Below are 16,946 nucleotides of genomic sequence, written 5' to 3' on the forward strand. Positions count from 1 at the left end.
ATCGGGCTGTGCTCCAGAGGAAGCACAGCCCGATTCCGGATGCGATCTCTTACAGGTCGTCCGAGGTCATCCCGAACCTGCGGCGGATCGGGAACGAGGCCAGGACGCCGAGTGTGAGGATCAGGGCGATGGCGCCGGTGCCGATCAGGGCCACGTTGCGGGCCAGATGGTCCGGTGCGGGATCGGGGGCGGGGACCGCGAGCTGCACGCTGCGGGGCGGTGAGGACTGCTTGGGGGGCAGTGCGGCCGGGACCTCGTTGGTCAGGGCGGCGATGGGATCGACTGTGCCGTAACCGATATAGGGGTTCCAGCCTTCAGCGGGTGCGTGGGCGGTGGCTTCGAGGCGTTCGATGACCTGCTTGGCCGACAGCTCGGGGAAACGTGCCCGGACCAGCGCGGCTACGCCCGCCACGTAGGGCGAGGCGAAGCTGGTGCCGCTGTAGGCGAGGTACTTGCCCTGGTTGTCGTACTTGCCGTTGGAGATTCCGGTCGTGCGCGCGTCCAGTGATGTGACGCCTTCACCAGGCGCGGCGATGCCGACCCACGGACCGGGCACGGTGAACGAAGAGGGTGCGCCGTTGTTGTCGACCGAGCCGACCGAGAGCACGTACTCGTCGAACCAGGCGGGGCTCACGTACGTCCGGATGGACTCCCACAGGTCCTGTGCTGGCTTGAGCGGATCCGGGGTCGGATTGCCGTTCTTGCAGGTGTCGGAATTGCCCGCCGAGCTGACGATGACGACATTCTTCTCGATCGCCGCGTACCGCACCGCGGCGCCGAGTGCGCCATAGGCCGCGTCCTTCACCGATGTTCCGTCGGTGCAGGCGACCAGGGAGATGTTGATGACCGTGGCGCCGAAATCGGCGGCTCGCCGAATGGCCGCGGCCAGCGTGGACACCTTGCCATAGCTGTCGGGGAAGTCATCGGGTGACTTGTTGCGTCCCGCGCCTTCCGCCTGCCACAGCGCACTGGTCTGGCGAATGCTGAGGATGCGCGATTCCGGCGCGACACCGGCGAAACCCTGGCCGTCGATCTTGGTCGCCCCGATGATCCCGGCGACGACGGTGCCGTGCACGTCGCAGTCGTCGGTGCCGTCACCACCCGCCGCCACGTAGTCGCCGCCGTGCCACAGATCCGGCAGCCGCGGATGCGCCGCGACGCCGGTATCGATCACCGCGACGAGCTGTCCCGCACCACGCGAGAACTCCCACGCGCGATCCAGATCCAGCGAGCGCTGGCTGGTCGGCACGGCCACTTCGGTGGTCGGCTGGGTGCGGAAGCACATGCCGTTCACGCCGCTGCCCTGCTCGGTCTTGTCCGGCGGCGCCGCCGGGTCACCGGCGGGCAGCAGGCCCATATCGATCGCGGGCGGTCGGTCGGCTGACGCGGTCCCGCCGAGCCCGACCCCGGCACTCAAGCCGACGGCCAGCGTGACCGCCGTCAGCCGAAGGCCCAGCCTCACAGCCCGCGGACCAGCGAGTAGAGATCAGCGACCCAGAACACCAGCGGCAGTACCGCGGCGACGAACGCGTATTCCAGCAGTTCGGCCGCGCGCCGCATCGGCGGGGTGGCCGACTGGTTGGGCACGATCAGGCCGATCACCAGCGCGGCGATCAGGATCGTGACAGCCGCGCCGAAGACCAGCAGCGGCTGTTCCATCTCGACCGAGACACCGACCAGCATGAGCAGCACGATCGCCGAGCCGCCGGCGATGAGCACGATGGCCTGCTCGGCGCCCGCGTAGGTGCGGCTGCGGAACATCAGCACCACCGAGCACACCAGCGCCAGCGCGATCCCGGGCCAGAACGGATCGTCGGCTCCGGCGTCGGTGGACAGCAGCGCGCCGACGACGGTGACCAGCGTGGTCGCGCCGACCAGTCCGGCCAGGTAGTTGCGGGCCCGCTCCGACCGCGCGCGCAGGGCGTCGAGGGTGGGCAGGGCGCGATGGTCGTCGGGATCGTCCTCGGTCGGATCGATCGGAGTGCCGGGGGAGGGGACCGGCGGCAGCGGCAGCTTGGCCAGCGCCATCGACACCCGCGGCGCGAGCGACAGCGCGGCCAGCCCCAGCGCGGCCACGACCGCGCCGACGGCCTTGACCGGCTGATCGGTGAGCAGGCCGACCAGCGCGGCGGGCACGATGAACACCGAGATCGTCGCCGTGCCGATGAACAGCGCCAGGCCGACGCCGGTCACCCGCCAGGCCAGCACCGCCGTGGCGCCGAGCAGCGCGCCGCCCAGCAGCAGATGCGCCCAGCCGTAGTGATCGGGCACCAGCAGCATGCCGCCGGTGAACGCGGTCGGCAGCGCGCAGCCGCCGAGGACCAGCGCCGCCGAGGTGTCGCCGTACATGCGGCTGAGCACGGTGCCAGCGACCACACACAGGATGGCGACGAACAGCGCCACCGAGCCGGTGATCCAGGACGGCAGCGCGTCCGGCGCGGCCAGCAGGCCGAAGCAGCCGACCAGCATGGTGATCGCGGCGAGCACCGAACCGGTGATCCGGGCCGTCTTCGGCGTCCAGCTGCGGTAGTGCTCGGCGTCGGCGATCGCGACGTTGTACATGATGTCGTCGAACAGCGGGGTGGGCGCGGTGTGCGAGGCGCTCTCGAGCATGAGCAGTTCGCCGTCGCGCACGCCCTGCTCGCCCAGGCTCAGCGAGTTCGAGAACGGGGGATGACCGATGCGGGCCAGCACCCATTCGGCGGGCTCGTAGCGCTCACCCTCGTTGTCGAACGTATTCGACCGGCTGTGCTGAGCGACCATGTCGACCACGCTCGGAATCACCAGCGCCACCGGGACATCGACCGGAATAGCCATGTCGACCTGCGTGTGCTTGGCCAGAATGGTCACCCGGGCAAGGTCCGGCGCGCGAACGATACCGCGCGCGGAGTCTTCATCCACATGATCGAGTCGCGCGTGCGTCAAAACTCCCCCAACTCCGTCTCTACCTCGTGTTTCCGCTCGACCACTGGAGATGGTCGACAGTTTGCGGAACCCACCGCTCGGACAGCAGAATGCCTGACGAACCATACGACATGTCGGCCGCTACCTCTACACTGAGCCCGTCGTGCGGACAGACAGCGAGTAGTCAAGCAGGGGGAGTCTTCGACCATGAGCACAGTTCGGTTCCAGCGCCGTGCCCGGCGCGAGATGCCGCGCACGCCCGGTGGCGAGGTCACCCTGCAGCCGCCGCCGGAGATCCCCCGGATCACCCCCGGCAACCTGCTGATGAAGCTGATGCCCGTGGTCATGGTGGTCGGCATGGTCGGCATGATGGCGCTGATGTTCACCCAGGGCAGCGGCATGCTGTCCAACCCCATGTCGATGATGTTCCCGCTGATGATGATCATGTCGATGGTCACCATGTTCGGCCAGGGCAACGGCAAGGGTGCCAAGGCGGCCGAGGCCAACGAGGACCGCAAGGACTACCTGCGCTACCTCGACCAGGTCCGCAAGGACGTCGACGAGACCGCCACCCAGCAGCGCGCCGCCGTCGAGTGGAGTCACCCCGAGCCCGGCCTGATCTGGATGCTGGCCGGAACCAGCCGCATGTGGGAGCGCCGCTCCGGCGACAAGGACTTCTGCCACGCCCGCATCGGTCTGGGCGGTCAGCGCCTGGCGACCCGGCTGGTCGCCCCCGAGACCGGCCCGGTGGAAGAGCTCGAGCCCATCGCGGCGGTCTCCCTGCGCCGCTTCGTGCGCGCGCATTCCACCGTCCCCGACCTGCCCACCGCCATCGCGGTGAAGGGCTTCGGCACCATCGCCCTCGACGGCGACCGCGCCCAGGCCCGCGACATGACGCGCGCGATGCTGTTGCAGCTGTGCATGTTCCAGGCGCCCGACCAGGTGCTCGTCGCCGTGGTCTGCGGCCCGGACACCGCGCGCGAGTGGGAGTGGACCAAGTGGCTCCCGCACACCCAGCACCCCGAGGTGACCGACGGCATCGGCACCCAGCGCATGTTCTACGGCTCCATCCGTGAGGCGCTGAGCAGCCTGCACCCGCTGCTGGGCAACCGCGTGCGCTACTCGCGCAACCAGCCGAACAACCCCAACCTCGTGCACGTGGTGATCGTGGTCGACGGCGGCCTGCTCGAGGCCGAGGACGACCAGTTGCGCGAGTCCGGTTTCGAGGGTGTCACCATCATCGACCTGTGCAATTACGCACCGCGCCTGGCGGTTTCGCGCGGCATCAAGATGGTCGTCGAGGACGGCGAGTGCCTCGGCCGCGGCGCCACCGGCAACCAGGAACGCTTCGCCACCATCGACCGGGTCAGCGCCGAGCAGGCCCAGCAGGCCGCCCGCAGGCTCGCCCCGTACCGCGCGGCCAGCCAGCGCAGCAGCGATATCGAGACCGAGGAAACCGAGACCATCTCCAGCTGGGCCCAGCTGATGAACCTCGGCGACATCGGCAACTTCAACCCGGCCAGCGCCTGGCGTCCCCGCTACGGCCGCGAGCGTCTGCGCGTCCCGTTCGGTCTCGGCGCCGACGGTGCCCCGGTCGAGCTCGACATCAAGGAAGCCGCCGAGAACGGCATGGGCCCGCACGGCCTGTGCATCGGCGCCACCGGTTCCGGCAAGTCCGAGTTCCTGCGCACCCTGGTCCTCAGCCTGCTGGCCACCCACTCGCCCGACCAGCTCAACCTGGTCCTGGTCGACTTCAAGGGTGGTGCGACCTTCCTCGGCCTCGACGGCGTCCCGCACGTGGCCGCGGTCATCACCAACCTCGAGGACGAGGCCGACCTCGTCGACCGTATGAAGGACGCCCTGGCCGGTGAGATGAACCGCCGCCAGGAGGTCCTGCGTCAGGCGGGCAACTTCGCCAACGTCTCCGAATACGAGAAGGCCCGCGCCGCCGGCGCCGATCTCGACCCGCTGCCCGCGCTGTTCGTGGTGCTCGACGAGTTCTCCGAACTGCTCACCCAGCACCCCGACTTCGCGGAGCTGTTCGTCATGATCGGCCGCCTCGGCCGCTCGCTGCAGGTCCACCTGCTGCTGGCCTCGCAGCGTCTGGAAGAGGGCAAGCTCAAGGGCCTGGAGAGCCACCTGTCCTACCGCATCGGCCTGAAGACCTTCTCCGCCAACGAGTCCCGCCAGGTCCTCGGTGTCCCCGACGCCTACAACCTGCCCAGTTCGCCCGGTGGCGGTTACCTCAAGTCCGACTCCGGCGAGATCCAGCGCTTCCAGGCGTCCTATGTCTCCGGCGCCTATGTCGGTGGCGGTTCGGCGCGCGAGGTCACCAGCGCGGGCATCGTCGGCGGCGAGATCGACGTCAACGCCCGCCCGTTCAACGCCTCGCACGTCGGCTTCCGCACCTCCGACCGGGTGCCGGTGCCGGTGGAGTCGAGCTTCGAGCCCGAGCCGATCAGCGAGGAGGGCGAGCAGATGTCGAATCTGAACATGCTCGTCGCCCGGATCGCCGGTCACGGCCGCCCCGCGCACGAGATCTGGCTGCCGCCGCTGGACGAGGCGCCCACCCTCGACCAGCTGGTCCCGCGCTCGATCCTCACCGGCGAGGTGCTGCCGGTGGCCACCCTGCGTGCCCCGATGGGCATCGTCGACCGGCCCTACGACCAGCGCCGCGACCCGTTCGTCGTCGACCTGTCGGGTTCGCGCGGCAACGTCGCCGTGGTCGGTGGCCCGCAGTCGGGTAAGTCCACCGCGCTGCGCACCATGATCATGGCGATGTCGCTCACCCACACCGCCGAGCAGGTGCAGTTCTACTGCCTCGACTTCGGTGGTGGCACCCTGGCCAGCCTGCAGGGCCTGCCGCACGTGGGCTCGGTGGCCAGCCGCCTCGACGAAGACCTGGTGCGCCGCACCGTCTCCGAGATGACCACCATCGTCCGCACCCGCGAGGCCCGCTTCCGGCAGCTCGGCATCGAATCGATGACCGAGTTCCGCCGGCTGCGCGCGACCGATCCCGCGTCCAGCCCGGCCGCGGCAGGCGCGCACGAGGACCCGTTCGGCGATGTCTTCCTGGTGATCGACGGCTTCGGCTCGATCCGCCAGGACTTCGACGCGCTCGAGCAGACCATCATGAACCTCGCCGTGCAGGGTCTGTCCTACGGCGTGCACGTGGTGATCGCGCTGAACCGCTGGGCCGAGGCCCGGCCCGCGCTCAAGGACCAGATCGGCACCCGCATCGAGCTGCGTCTCGGTGACCCGATGGACTCCGACCTGGGCCGCAAGTTCGCCTCGCTGGTGCCGCAGGGCCGCCCCGGTCGCGGTATGACCGCCGAGTGCCTGCACATGCTCACCGGTCTGCCCCGCATCGACGGCTCCGCCGAGCAGTCGAACCTGGGCCAGGCGGTCACCGCCGCGGTCGAGACCATCGCCCGGATGACCCCGGGCCGCCCGGCCCCGCAGGTCCGCATGCTGCCCGACCAGCTGCCGCGCGAGCAGCTGCTGTACCTGGCGGGCAACTGGCCCTCGCGGGTCGATCCGGCCACCAAGTGCCTGCGCATCCCGATCGGTATCAACGAGGCCGAGCTCGCCCCGATCTACATCGATTTCGCGGAGAGCCCGCACTTCATCATCATCGGTGACTCCGAGTCCGGTAAGACCACGCTGCTGCGCTCGATCATCGACGGTATCGCCGCCTCGAACACACCCAACGAGGCCCGCTTCATCGTCGGCGACTACCGCCGCACCATGCTCGGCCTGATCCCCGAGGGCTACCAGGCCGGATACGGTTCCACCGCACCGCAATTCACCACCAACATGAACGACCTCGCCGCCTACGTCGCCAAGCGCACCCCCGGCCCGGAGGTGACCCCGCAGCAGCTGCGCGAGCGGTCGTGGTGGAGTGGCCCGGAGCTGTATGTGATCGTCGACGACTACGACCTGGTCGCCACCTCGCAGGGCAACCCGGTCGCCGCGCTGGTCGAGCATCTTCCGCACGCGCGTGACCTCGGCTTCCACCTGATCATCGCCCGTCGCTCCGGTGGCGCCAGCCGTGCCATGTACGAGGCGACGCTGGCGCGGATGAAGGACCTCGGCTCGGCCGCGCTCGTCATGAGCTGCAGCAAGGACGAGGGCGTGATGGTCGGTACCACCCGCCCCGGCCCCAAGCCGCCGGGCCGCGGCACCTACGTCACGCGTAACAGCGAGGGCCTGGTCCAGACCGCCTGGATGCCGCAGCCGGAATGACCACCGTCGAGCTGGTCGTCAGCGAAGCCAAAGTCTGGGCCCGGGGCACCACCACGCACTGGGACGGTCCGCCGTCGGTCGTGTTGGGCAGCAACGGTTCCGATCTCGTCGTCGGGGAACCGCTGACCCCACCCACCCAGGTGGTCTCGGCGATCCAGTACCTCGGTGCCGACCGCATCGCCATGCCGCCCGGCATGCCGAGCGCCGCGCAGGCCCTGTCCGCGGTGCTCGGCGCGATCATGGACAACCTCGGCGTCGCGGGGCCCTGCGACCGCATCGTGGTCATCCACCCGACGGTCTGGGGCCAGCGGGCGCTCGACCTGTTCGGTTCCGTCGCACAGCAATTCGCGCACGAAGTGGCGTTCGAGTCCTGTGCCGTGCGCGCCTCCGACGTCGACGACGCGACCCGGCGCAGCCGTCGCACCGCGATCATCGAGTTCGGTCTGCTCTCCACCACCGCGACCGCGGTCGGTTACGAGACCAACGGCACCGTCATCGAGGCCGTCGAAGCCGAACCCACCCTGTCGGCGGCCGAACTCGCCACCGAGGACGGCTGGCACCGGCTCGAGGGCCTGCTCACCCGGCTGCTCATCGATCGCCCCGCCGACGTGGTGCAGGTGTTCGGCACCACCGACCCGGCGGTGCTGTCGGCGATCACCGCCGCCGCCGAGAGCGTGTGCGGTGCGAAGACCACGGTCAGCCCGCTCACCGGCACCGACCTGTCGCGCCCGGCCCCCCAGGGCCCCGCCTACACCCCGACCATCCCGCCCGCCGCCGAGTGGATGCAACCGCTGCGCGAGCGTGCCGCGGCCACCAACCCGGTCGACAACCGCCCGCTCTACTACGGCGCCGCGGCCCTGGCCGTCGTCATCGCCGCGGCCGCGGTCGGCGGCTTCTTCCTGTTCGGCGGCTCCGGCGACAAGGAGGCCACGGCCGCCACCGCGACCACCACCACCGCGCCGACCACCACCCTGGTCCGTCCGTCGACCACCACGACCAACCCGGTGCCCACCACCGTCACAGTCGGCCGCGTCGTCGTGGACGTCCCCGCCGGCTGGCACCGCTCCGCCGCCGCGGACCCCACCCTGCGCGCCGACCTGGTCCCCGACGACGGCGCCCGCCGCCGCATCACCATCGCCCAGAAACCGGTCAACGCGGGCGCGGGCTACGACGAGATCGCCGCCGACCTCGCCGCCCAGATCAAGAAGAAGCCCGCGGGCACCGTCACCGAAGTCCGCCGCGACGTGGTCTTCGCGGGCCGCCCCGGCCTCTCCTACGAAGAACGCCCCGCCGACGGCTCCACCGTCCGCTGGCACGTCATCGTCGACCGCGGCATCCAGGTGAGCGTCGGCTGCCAATACGCCGAAAACGGCTGGGAGGGCGTGCAGTCGGCCTGCGAACAGGTCGTCAGCGGCGTACGGGTGGGGTTGTGAGCTGGACGTTCACGGGGCTGTCAGCAGTTGCAGGAACTCGCGGTTGATGAACATCCGGTCCCGGCCGAGCTTCTTGTCCTGCAGCATCCCCGCTTCGGCCAGCCCGTTGAGCCATCCCGTCGCCGTAGGTCGAGAGACGTTGCAACGCGACATCACCGTGGCAATGCGGCAGTACGGCTGCTCGAAGAGCACGGATTGGAACTCCGAATCCGCGCCGCCTCGCGACACCGCTCGAGCACGCTTCGAAAAATCGTCCTGTAGTTCGCGGATCTTGCCGATCTTCCGCAGCGTCGTTGCGGAGGTTTCGGCCACTCCGGCGAGAATGTACAGCAGCCACGGCTCCCAGGCTCGGTCAGCCGTCACGTCACGCAATCGCTGGTAGTACTCCTGCTTGGTGTCGATGATGTAGCGCGACAGGTACAGCACGGGCAGGTGCAGTAGACCCGCCTCACAGAGCATGAGCACATTGAGAATCCGGCCAGTCCGGCCGTTGCCATCGGAGAACGGGTGAATGGCCTCGAACTGGTAGTGGGCGGCGGCCATGGCGATCAGCGGGTCGATGTCGTCCGTCGAATGGATGAAGCGTTCCCACTCGGTGAGCTTCGCGGTGATCACCTCGCGTCCCTCGGGCGGACTGTAGATGACAGCCCCGGTGGCGGGGTTTGCGATCCTGGTGCCTGGCAGCGATCGCACTTGCATGTCGCGACCCTTGATGGTGCTACACACCAGCGTCGCGGTCGATGCGGTCAGCCCACGTGACATCGCGTTGTCGTAGCCTGCCCGGAGCGCGTGCCGGTAGCGCAGCGTCTCTTTGGTGGCGGAGTCGGCGTTCACGTCGTCGTCTACGTGCCGAAACAGTTCATCGGTCGTGGTGACGATATTCTCGATAGCCGAACTTGCTTGTGCCTCGAGCAGCGGAATCGTGTTGATCAAAACGGTGGGGTTCGGCATTGCCAGGGCAGCTTGGTCGAGCTGAGCCAGCGCTCGATTCGCACGGATGGCAGCCTTGAGCACGTGATGGGATTCGAGCCAGTCGGCGTCAGGCACCGCTGGAAGATCATTGTAAGGCCGCTCTGGCTGCCACGTTGTCACGTGATGAACGTCCCATAAACGGCCTTACTTGTAAAGTTTCGGCGGTATTTTTTGCATATAGGCACAACATGCCAAGTTTGTTGGCATAAGTTGCCGAGGGTGTGGCGAGATTTGCCGAAGGCTTGACGGTGCGTCCGTGCTCCGCCGTGGCTCAGCTGGCTGTGCGGCCGAACATCTCGTCGACGAGGTCGGGCACGGTAGTACCGAGGACCTTGCTCAAGGCGATCAGCGTCGACAGGCGCGGGTTCGCCGGTGACTGCGTGCTGCGCACGCCCCAGCCACGTTCGAGTAGCTGGTAGTGCTGACGGCTGATGCCCGCGGCGTGCGCGACCTCCTCCTGACTGAGCCCCCTGGCCTCGCGTAGAGCGGCCAGCCGCTGCCCCAGAATCGCCACGAGCTGCTTCTCGACGGCGGATTCGGACACCTCAATGAGGCTTCCCAGGCGCTCCGCCCACGTCGACCATCTATAGATGGCATCATGCCGGGTTCTGTGTTATGGCGACAATGCGACTATGGGTGTCTACGCGTCAGATCCCGCGCGGCTGAACACTTCGTCGAGCAGTATGGGCAGCGGCGTACCGAGCACGTCACTCAACGCGACCAACGTCGAAAACGTCGGATTCGCAGGCTTCTTCGGGTTACGCGCCCGCAATCCGATCTCGAGCAGCTGATAATGCTGCCGGCTGATCCCCGCCGCCAGCGCGACCTCTTCCTGCGTAAGCCCCCTGGCAGTCCGCAGCGCCGCCAGATGCTGCCCCAGAATCGCCACGAGCTGCTTCTCGACGGCGGATTCTGGCACGCCACCGAGATTCCCGACTCACCACGCCTACGTCGACCATCTATAGATGGCATTGTCTCGGTGTTGTCCCGCGAGGCATCGCCGATTCCGGGCATCCGGTCGTGCAAGTGCGCAGCGAACCACTGCCTGGTCCGCTCCGCGGAGGTGTCGACAGGACGCGCGCCTCCCATGGCGCCGCGTATGGTCGGCGCCTGTCAGCGACGTTTCATGGCAGACACCAGAACCGCCATCGCGATGATGGGCGCCACCAGGCTCACCGCGATCGTGATCCCCAGCAGCGCCAGAGAGACCACCACCGGCACCAGTGCGAGCACCGACACGACGACAGCGACCACATAGAGCGGCAGCCGCCACCCTCCGGTATCCGTGAACCCGTGGGTGAGCACCGCGACGACGAGAAGTACTGCGGCACAACCCCCGAGCAGAATCTGCTGGGCCAGCGCACTGGGCGTGTGCGTCCAGGCATGGATAGTCGCGCTCGGCGCTTCCGCGGCCGGATCGACCTGCCCCGCCAACCACACGTGGAGCACTACCGCGCCGATACACGCGATCAACAGAAGCCAGCTGAGCACCTGCCTCGACGGAGTCCGTGACCGCCGTCGGCTCGGCCGCCGATAACCGCCACGACGTCCGCCGTGGTGGTGATGGTGAACGTTGTGGACATGCGTGTGATTGACACTGCCCCCGACATGCGAGTTCTGAATCGACGTCCGAGATCCCCGGCCGAACACCTACACGTCACCGGCCTCGTGAACCACATCGCCCCGAACCCGCGACCCCTTCACGACCTGATCGCTCGGCCCCGCGCTGGTGAGCCGCACCCCGCCACCAACCTGCGCATCCTCCACCACCTGCGAACTCCGCCGAGAACCCGCCACCCCCACCGGCAGCCACCACTGCACAACCACCCCCACAACCAGCAACACGGCCCCCGACACCCACCAAGCAACGCTCCCGTGGTCGGTAACAAGCCACGTCCCGGCATTCACCGCCGCAGCCACCCCGACGGTCCCCACCGCCCCCACCAACCGCTGCCCAACCGTCCCCACACGAACCCCCTCGCCGATAGCACCTACCGATCTCAATCCGACAGTATGCCACCGCATTTCGCCGCAAACCTCCGAAGCGCAGCGGCATACCCCCGAAAACAAGTCAGGCCCCGGCGCGAGCCGGGGCCTGACTGGAGTACCGCTGGGATCAGAACAGACCCGCGAGCGCGGTATCGGTGCCCTGCAGGTCCGAGTTACCGGAGCTGACCAGGGTACCGGCACCCTCGAGGGTGGTGTTCAGCTGCTGGACGTGGGTGTTCCACTGGGTCTGCAGCGAGGTGAACGCGTCGTTAGCGTCACCCTTCCAGTTGTTGGTCACGAAGTCGGTGACCGACTTGTGGAAGTCTTCCAGCATCGTCATGACGTTGCGTGCCTCGCTGACGATCGCTTGGGCACCGGCCTCGACTTCGCCGAAATTCGCGGAAATCCGAGTGGGGTCGTTGGCAGCCATCTGAGCTCCTTGTCTAAGAGTGTCGATCGAGAAAGTGGATCAGAGCGCGGGCAGGTCGAGGCTGGAAACCTGAGCCTTCACCTGCTGGGCGAAGTCGGTGTCCTGCTCCTCGTACTTGGAGCCGGCCTTGATGAGCTGCTCCGAGGTCTCGAGCAGCTTGTCGTTCAGCTTGTCGGCCTGGAAGTAGTACCGCTCCATGAACGAGTCGAACGCGGTACGGGCAGAACCACTCCACGTCGCGGTGGTCTGGTCCTCCTTGGCCTTCAGGGTCTTGATGGCGGTGAGCAGATCGAGGTGCTTCTGCTTGATGTCCTTCGCGAAGGCGCCGATCTTCTCGTTGCTCGCGTCGAGCTGTCCTGCCATGTTTGGCTTCCTTTCGGGTTCGATCCTGGCTGCTCGTCTGGGATCGGTTTTCCCAGTTCATATACTTGGACGTCGACCGGTGGCGATCGGTTCCATGCAATTGCCAGAAAGTTTGGGCTATGTGCTGACGGGGGTTCGCGTGCACCCTGCGGTGTGGCGTCGACCCCCGGTCGGCGGGCCGGTTCCTGCTCGGCGTAGCCGATGCGGACCGAGTCCAGTAGTCAGCCCCTGGTCCCCTCCTCCCACTGTGCTGACCGATTGACGGTGAGTGGGCTGACCCGACACACCTTACCGAAACGATGGCCGACTTCGCGATCACTCTGTCGGCAGCATCATTGACTGTTGGCCAGCACGGCGTACTGGGCTGCTGCGCGCTGGCGCGCATCCTCGGGTTGCGTGGTCCAGACCCTGCCGACGTAGTTGCGGTATCGTACGATGCAGGCGAACATCTTGGCTGACGAGCCAGGGCGTGGGACCTCCGAGCACTTGCTGTCGGGAACGCCGTTCGGCGTCATGGCGGCATCGGGTTCGGGAATCAATGCCGACCACAGCCGCTGCGCGGACTCGTCGTCGCGATTGCGGAACACCATCGACCCATCGAGCAATTCGCCTGACCCGGTGCCGAACCCCTGCGCCACGCCCTTGGAGTAGCTGAACGTCCACGAGGAGTATCCCTCCCCGAAGGTGAACAACTCGACCTCGCCGAACAGCTTCTTCGCCGCTTCCCGATCGGACTGGAAGTGCAGAAACCCTTGCAGATTGTATGTGGCCATCGAGCCAACGTTTGGAACCCCTAGCTTCGCGGGATTCAGAACTCGACGCTTCATGCCTTCGGGATCGAGGTCGGTGCGCAGCACCTCCTCGGGCGACAGCGGCCGAAGGCTGTCGAGCATCGGGAACTGAGCAGTGTAGGTCTTCTCGATGAGGGAGGTCAGCAGCGGAAGATCGGCGCTCGACGTCGCGGCGAAGACTGTCACCGTGTAGTTGCCGTGTGCGATCGTCGAACCGATGTTCGGTGTGCCCGGCCGCCAATGTGTGTGTGCGGCAGGGTATTTGTCGATTGGCACACGCTGGTTCTCGACCGGGTTGACGTTGAAGTCGACCTCTTCAAACTCACGGGCTGCGGTGGTCGCCGCATCGGCGCTCGGGAACTGCAGAACTGTCACGGTGACCAAAGTCGCGGATTCCGGGACCTTCTGGAAGGGGATCGGCTCGATATCGCTGCTCCCGGAGATGAAGCCGAACTGCATCTTGTTTCGTTCGGCAACCTCTTTGCTGGGCTCAGCCATGGATTCGGTGACGTCGTCCGGTTTGGCGACCTCCTGGATCCCGGCACCGTACCGGAGTCGCGGGTCGATGTCGGTGCCGATGACAACATGCTGGGCAAGTCTACTGATCGCCAGGCTGGTCCCACCTCGGACTCCGTGCGAATAGGAGTAGTACGATTCCATCGGCTCGGTCGGGTATTTGCCGACTTCGAGCTTTCGCACATCGATTTCTCCTGCCGCGAAATTCCCTGTCACAGTCTGCCCGCAGGCAGTAACGGCCAAGGCGGTCAGTGCGATTGCGGCTCGCATACCTCGAAATTTCATCGCTCTATCTCCAGGTTGTGCGGACTACTTGACCTTGGCGGCCAGCAGGGCATACTGCGCCGAGAGTCGCTGGTGCGCATCGATCAGCTGGTTGGATCGGGTTTCTATCACGTAGCGGTCGAAGGCGAGCGTGCAGTGGTATCGATCAGCGAGGGACTTCTTGACCTTCATTTCACTGCATTTCGTCGCAGGCAGGCCCTTGGGCGCGTCGGTTGACCGAAGTGTTTTGTTCAAGGCGGAGTGGGCGGTGGCGATGAGGTCGGCGCCACGGGCGTCCTTGGCTTGATAGATCTCGGCGCCGTTCACTCCGAGCCACTCGAGCCCGGCCTCCTCGAAGAGCTTCTTGTCCTCGATGGGCGTGCTGCTGAGGTGGAGCGCACCCCGGCCGTCGTATATGCCCGGTGGATTCTTGCTGATCTCGTTCTCCGGGCGTGCCAACGAATGGCCCAGCAACTCGTCGTGATCCATCGCAATTTCGGTCAGATTTTCCGGCGGCGTAGGGACGAATTCTTGGAGACTTTCCTGGATGGCGGTGTAGTTCTTGATCGCCAGAGACGTCAGGGCATCGAGATTGGTTGTCTGTACTTCGAGCATGGCGTTGTCTTTGAGGGTGGTATAGACGACAAACTGTCTATATGCCCGGAAAGTAAAGATTTCCTGTCGGGTGGGGTCCCAGAATGCCTGACCGCTGGGAAAATCGCGCAGCTCGACCGGTACAAAGGTATCCTTGCTCGCCATCTTGCGACGTGCAAGTGCGACTGCGGCGGCGGTGGCCGATGCTTCGCTGTCGAAGATCATCGTGGTGTTGGAGATGCTTTCGGCGATCAAGATATCCTCGTGCGAGATCGCCCAGCTGTAGAAGCCTGCGACGAAGCCGGGGGTATCTTCTTTGAACTTATCCGAATCGCCGATCGTGTACACCCGTTCAATGAATCCGAATACCGAGGTCGATTCTATTCCGGACTGGAAGGCGAAACGGCTGTCCACCTCGGATGGGGTGGGCAGGAAGTTGCCGAGTCGTTGTCCTTCGCTCAGCCGGGCGCGGTCGACATTCGGAATTCCGATAGTGCGCGGAGTCGTCCCGAAACTCCCCACGTCGAGTGCGGCAAGATCGATGGGTGCGGTCTGCGGAGTCTCGGGCGCTGCCTCACCACCACATCCGCTGACACCGAATGTGATCAGCGCAAGGCTCGCCGCCGCATTGGTCAATAGTGCCCGCAATTGATCCCCTCCATTGGTATATGCGCAGGTGGAGGACAGATCGGTCAGAGCTGGATCCCCCGGTGGCGAGCACCCGGCCCCTATCCGGCCGTCGGCATCGCTCGCGTCAACATAGCATCCCGGCTATGTGGGCACGACTTGGTAACCGGAGGGCTTGATCACTTGATCCGGTTCTGCAGCACCGGTACCAGCTTCTGCAGCAGCACCTGATCTGAGCCTTCACTCCAGTTGCGCAGCGCTGAGATCGTGGCGGGGTCATCGATGGGAATCACAGTGGCCCTGGACCGTGCGAGATCATCGGGTAGGCCGGAAAGCCCGCCGCCCCCGGCCTTCTCATCGGTGCGAACCGCGAGAATGTAAGTGTCGTCGTCAGCCTTCACCCGGTCGAAGATGTCGTCGATCGGCCGGGGCGAGATTTCCTCGCCGGTCTTGGTGTATTCCAGATTGTAGACGAAACCGAGGCTTTCCAGGAACTGTGTCTGCGGCGTCGAACGCAGGTAGATCGCCATCTCCCGCTTGGACAGGACATCGATCAGGGTCACCGTCTTGCCCTCGAAAGCCGGGTTCTCGCTGCGAGCCCGTTCGCGCGGGGTCTGTGTCCCGGTGGTTTCGGTGGCGGCGGCCGTGGACGGGTCGGCGCTGCTGTCCGAATCATTGCTCGCCCAGATGCCGATGCCCGCGGCCAGCGCGACTATAACCGCGGCCGCGCCGCCGAGCATGACGAGGCGCCGGGACTTGCCGGCCGCGGTCGGTGGGGGTGTCGGTGACTGGAAGATCTGGCTGGGGCCCGACAGGGAGACGCGGGGATCGGTGGTGTGCTGGGGCGGCATCACCTGGATCGGGTAGGTGGGGGAGGTGTTGTGGCCGGTGGGGTTGAAGCCGGGGACCAGGGCGTTGGCGGCGGCGTCGGTGAATTCTCGGCAGGTGGCGAAGCGTTCGGCGGGGTTTTTGGCCAGGGCGCGGGCGAAGACGTGGTCGATGGCGTGGGGGAGGCCGGGGTTGACCTTGGTGGCCAGGGGTGGGGGTTCGTGCAGGTGGCCCATCATGACCATGGCGGGTTGTGCCGCGGGATAAGGGTTCTGGCCGGTGAGGAGTTTGTAGAAGGCGCAGGCGAGGCTGTAGATGTCGGCGCGGTGGTCAAGGGGGGCGCCGCTGAGCTGCTCGGGTGGGGCGTAGGCGATGGTGGCCAGGAAGCTGCCGGTCTGGGTGAGTTCGGTGGCGTCGTCGGTGGACTTGGCGACGCCGAAGTCGGTGAGGAAGACGCGCTCGTCCTCGTTGTCGCCGTCGGTGCTGGACAGCAGGAAGTTGGCCGGTTTCACGTCGCGGTGCAGCAGGCCGCGCCGGTGCGCGTAGTCCAGGCCCTTGCCGACCTCGGTGGTGATGCGCAGGGCGCGCAGCGGGGTCATGGCGTGGCGGTCGCGGGCGAGTTCGGCGGCGGCGTCGGTGCCGTCGACGTACTGCATGGCGATCCACAGCTGACCGTGTTCTTCGCCACGGTTGTAGACCGAGACGATATTGGGGTGGTCCAGGCCCGCGGCGAGATTGGCCTCACGCTCGAAGCGCGCGCGGAATTCCGGGTCGCGGCTGAGCTCGGCGCTGAGCACCTTCAGGGCGTCCATGCGCGGCAGGCTCGGGTGTTTGGCCAGGTATACGGTGCCCATACCGCCGGCGCCCAGCACGCGCTGCACGCGGTACCCGCCGACGATGGTGCCGGGGCTCATCGCCATCTTTCACGATCTCCTGACTCGGTGCCGCACCCTGCCGCTTTTCCCGGCTGGAGCATATCGGACTCGGCGG

At 66.6% G+C, this 16,946-nt stretch carries 13 protein-coding genes; 2 read left to right on the plus strand and 11 right to left on the minus strand.

The annotated features are described in order from the left end of the window. Positions 1-49: 49 nt before the first annotated feature. Both mycP and eccD read right to left on the minus strand, forming a co-directional pair. Positions 50-1,462 carry a type VII secretion-associated serine protease mycosin gene (gene mycP, locus ACFC06_RS22440; RefSeq protein ID WP_375934387.1) on the minus strand — a complete coding sequence of 471 codons (1,413 nt, stop codon included), beginning with the start codon at positions 1,460-1,462 and terminating at the stop codon, positions 50-52. Beyond that, positions 1,459-2,925 (minus strand): type VII secretion integral membrane protein EccD, encoded by a 1,467-nt coding sequence (gene eccD, locus ACFC06_RS22445; protein ID WP_375934390.1) that lies wholly within the window; start codon positions 2,923-2,925, stop codon positions 1,459-1,461. The genes mycP and eccD overlap by 4 nt, the downstream gene beginning before the upstream one ends. A gap of 186 nt (positions 2,926-3,111) precedes the next feature. Between eccD and eccCa the strand changes: the two genes are divergently transcribed. Beyond that, positions 3,112-7,149, plus strand: coding sequence for a type VII secretion protein EccCa (eccCa, locus tag ACFC06_RS22450; RefSeq protein WP_375934393.1), 4,038 nt, complete (start codon positions 3,112-3,114; stop codon positions 7,147-7,149). Continuing rightward, a complete protein-coding gene (locus tag ACFC06_RS22455; RefSeq protein WP_375934396.1) occupies positions 7,146-8,582 on the plus strand; it encodes a type VII secretion-associated protein in 1,437 nt (478 codons plus the stop codon). The genes eccCa and ACFC06_RS22455 overlap by 4 nt, the downstream gene beginning before the upstream one ends. 9 nt (positions 8,583-8,591) lie before the next feature. On the opposite strand, the gene ACFC06_RS22460 is transcribed toward ACFC06_RS22455, so the two are convergent. From ACFC06_RS22460 to ACFC06_RS22500, 9 genes are all read right to left on the minus strand, one after another. Next, the gene (locus tag ACFC06_RS22460) at positions 8,592-9,629 is read right to left on the minus strand and encodes a Fic family protein (RefSeq protein WP_375934399.1); all 1,038 of its coding nucleotides are present in this window, start codon (positions 9,627-9,629) and stop codon (positions 8,592-8,594) included. Positions 9,630-9,825: 196 nt separating this feature from the next. Continuing rightward, positions 9,826-10,098 (minus strand): helix-turn-helix transcriptional regulator, encoded by a 273-nt coding sequence (locus tag ACFC06_RS22465; protein WP_375934402.1) that lies wholly within the window; start codon positions 10,096-10,098, stop codon positions 9,826-9,828. A gap of 96 nt (positions 10,099-10,194) precedes the next feature. Further along, positions 10,195-10,473, minus strand: a complete 279-nt coding sequence (locus tag ACFC06_RS22470) for a helix-turn-helix domain-containing protein (RefSeq protein ID WP_375934405.1) — start codon at positions 10,471-10,473, stop codon at positions 10,195-10,197. Between the two features lie 194 nt (positions 10,474-10,667). Beyond that, on the minus strand, positions 10,668-11,045 hold the full coding sequence (locus ACFC06_RS22475; protein WP_375934408.1) for a hypothetical protein: 378 nt from the start codon (positions 11,043-11,045) through the stop codon (positions 10,668-10,670). A gap of 625 nt (positions 11,046-11,670) precedes the next feature. After that, positions 11,671-11,973: a WXG100 family type VII secretion target gene (locus tag ACFC06_RS22480; RefSeq protein WP_375934411.1), complete on the minus strand. Its 303-nt coding sequence runs from the start codon at positions 11,971-11,973 to the stop codon at positions 11,671-11,673. Positions 11,974-12,012: 39 nt separating this feature from the next. Next, the gene (locus tag ACFC06_RS22485) at positions 12,013-12,336 is read right to left on the minus strand and encodes a WXG100 family type VII secretion target (RefSeq protein WP_375934413.1); all 324 of its coding nucleotides are present in this window, start codon (positions 12,334-12,336) and stop codon (positions 12,013-12,015) included. 332 nt (positions 12,337-12,668) lie between these two features. Further along, positions 12,669-13,913, minus strand: coding sequence for a hypothetical protein (locus ACFC06_RS22490; protein WP_375934416.1), 1,245 nt, complete (start codon positions 13,911-13,913; stop codon positions 12,669-12,671). 39 nt (positions 13,914-13,952) lie between these two features. After that, entirely contained in the window at positions 13,953-15,149 is a 1,197-nt protein-coding gene (locus ACFC06_RS22495) for a hypothetical protein (protein ID WP_375934419.1), read from the minus strand. Positions 15,150-15,307: 158 nt separating this feature from the next. Next, the gene (locus ACFC06_RS22500; protein WP_375934422.1) at positions 15,308-16,876 is read right to left on the minus strand and encodes a serine/threonine-protein kinase; all 1,569 of its coding nucleotides are present in this window, start codon (positions 16,874-16,876) and stop codon (positions 15,308-15,310) included. Positions 16,877-16,946 lie beyond the last annotated feature (70 nt).

This window comes from Nocardia sp. NPDC056064 (assembly GCF_042266925.1).
Classification (GTDB): domain Bacteria; phylum Actinomycetota; class Actinomycetes; order Mycobacteriales; family Mycobacteriaceae; genus Nocardia.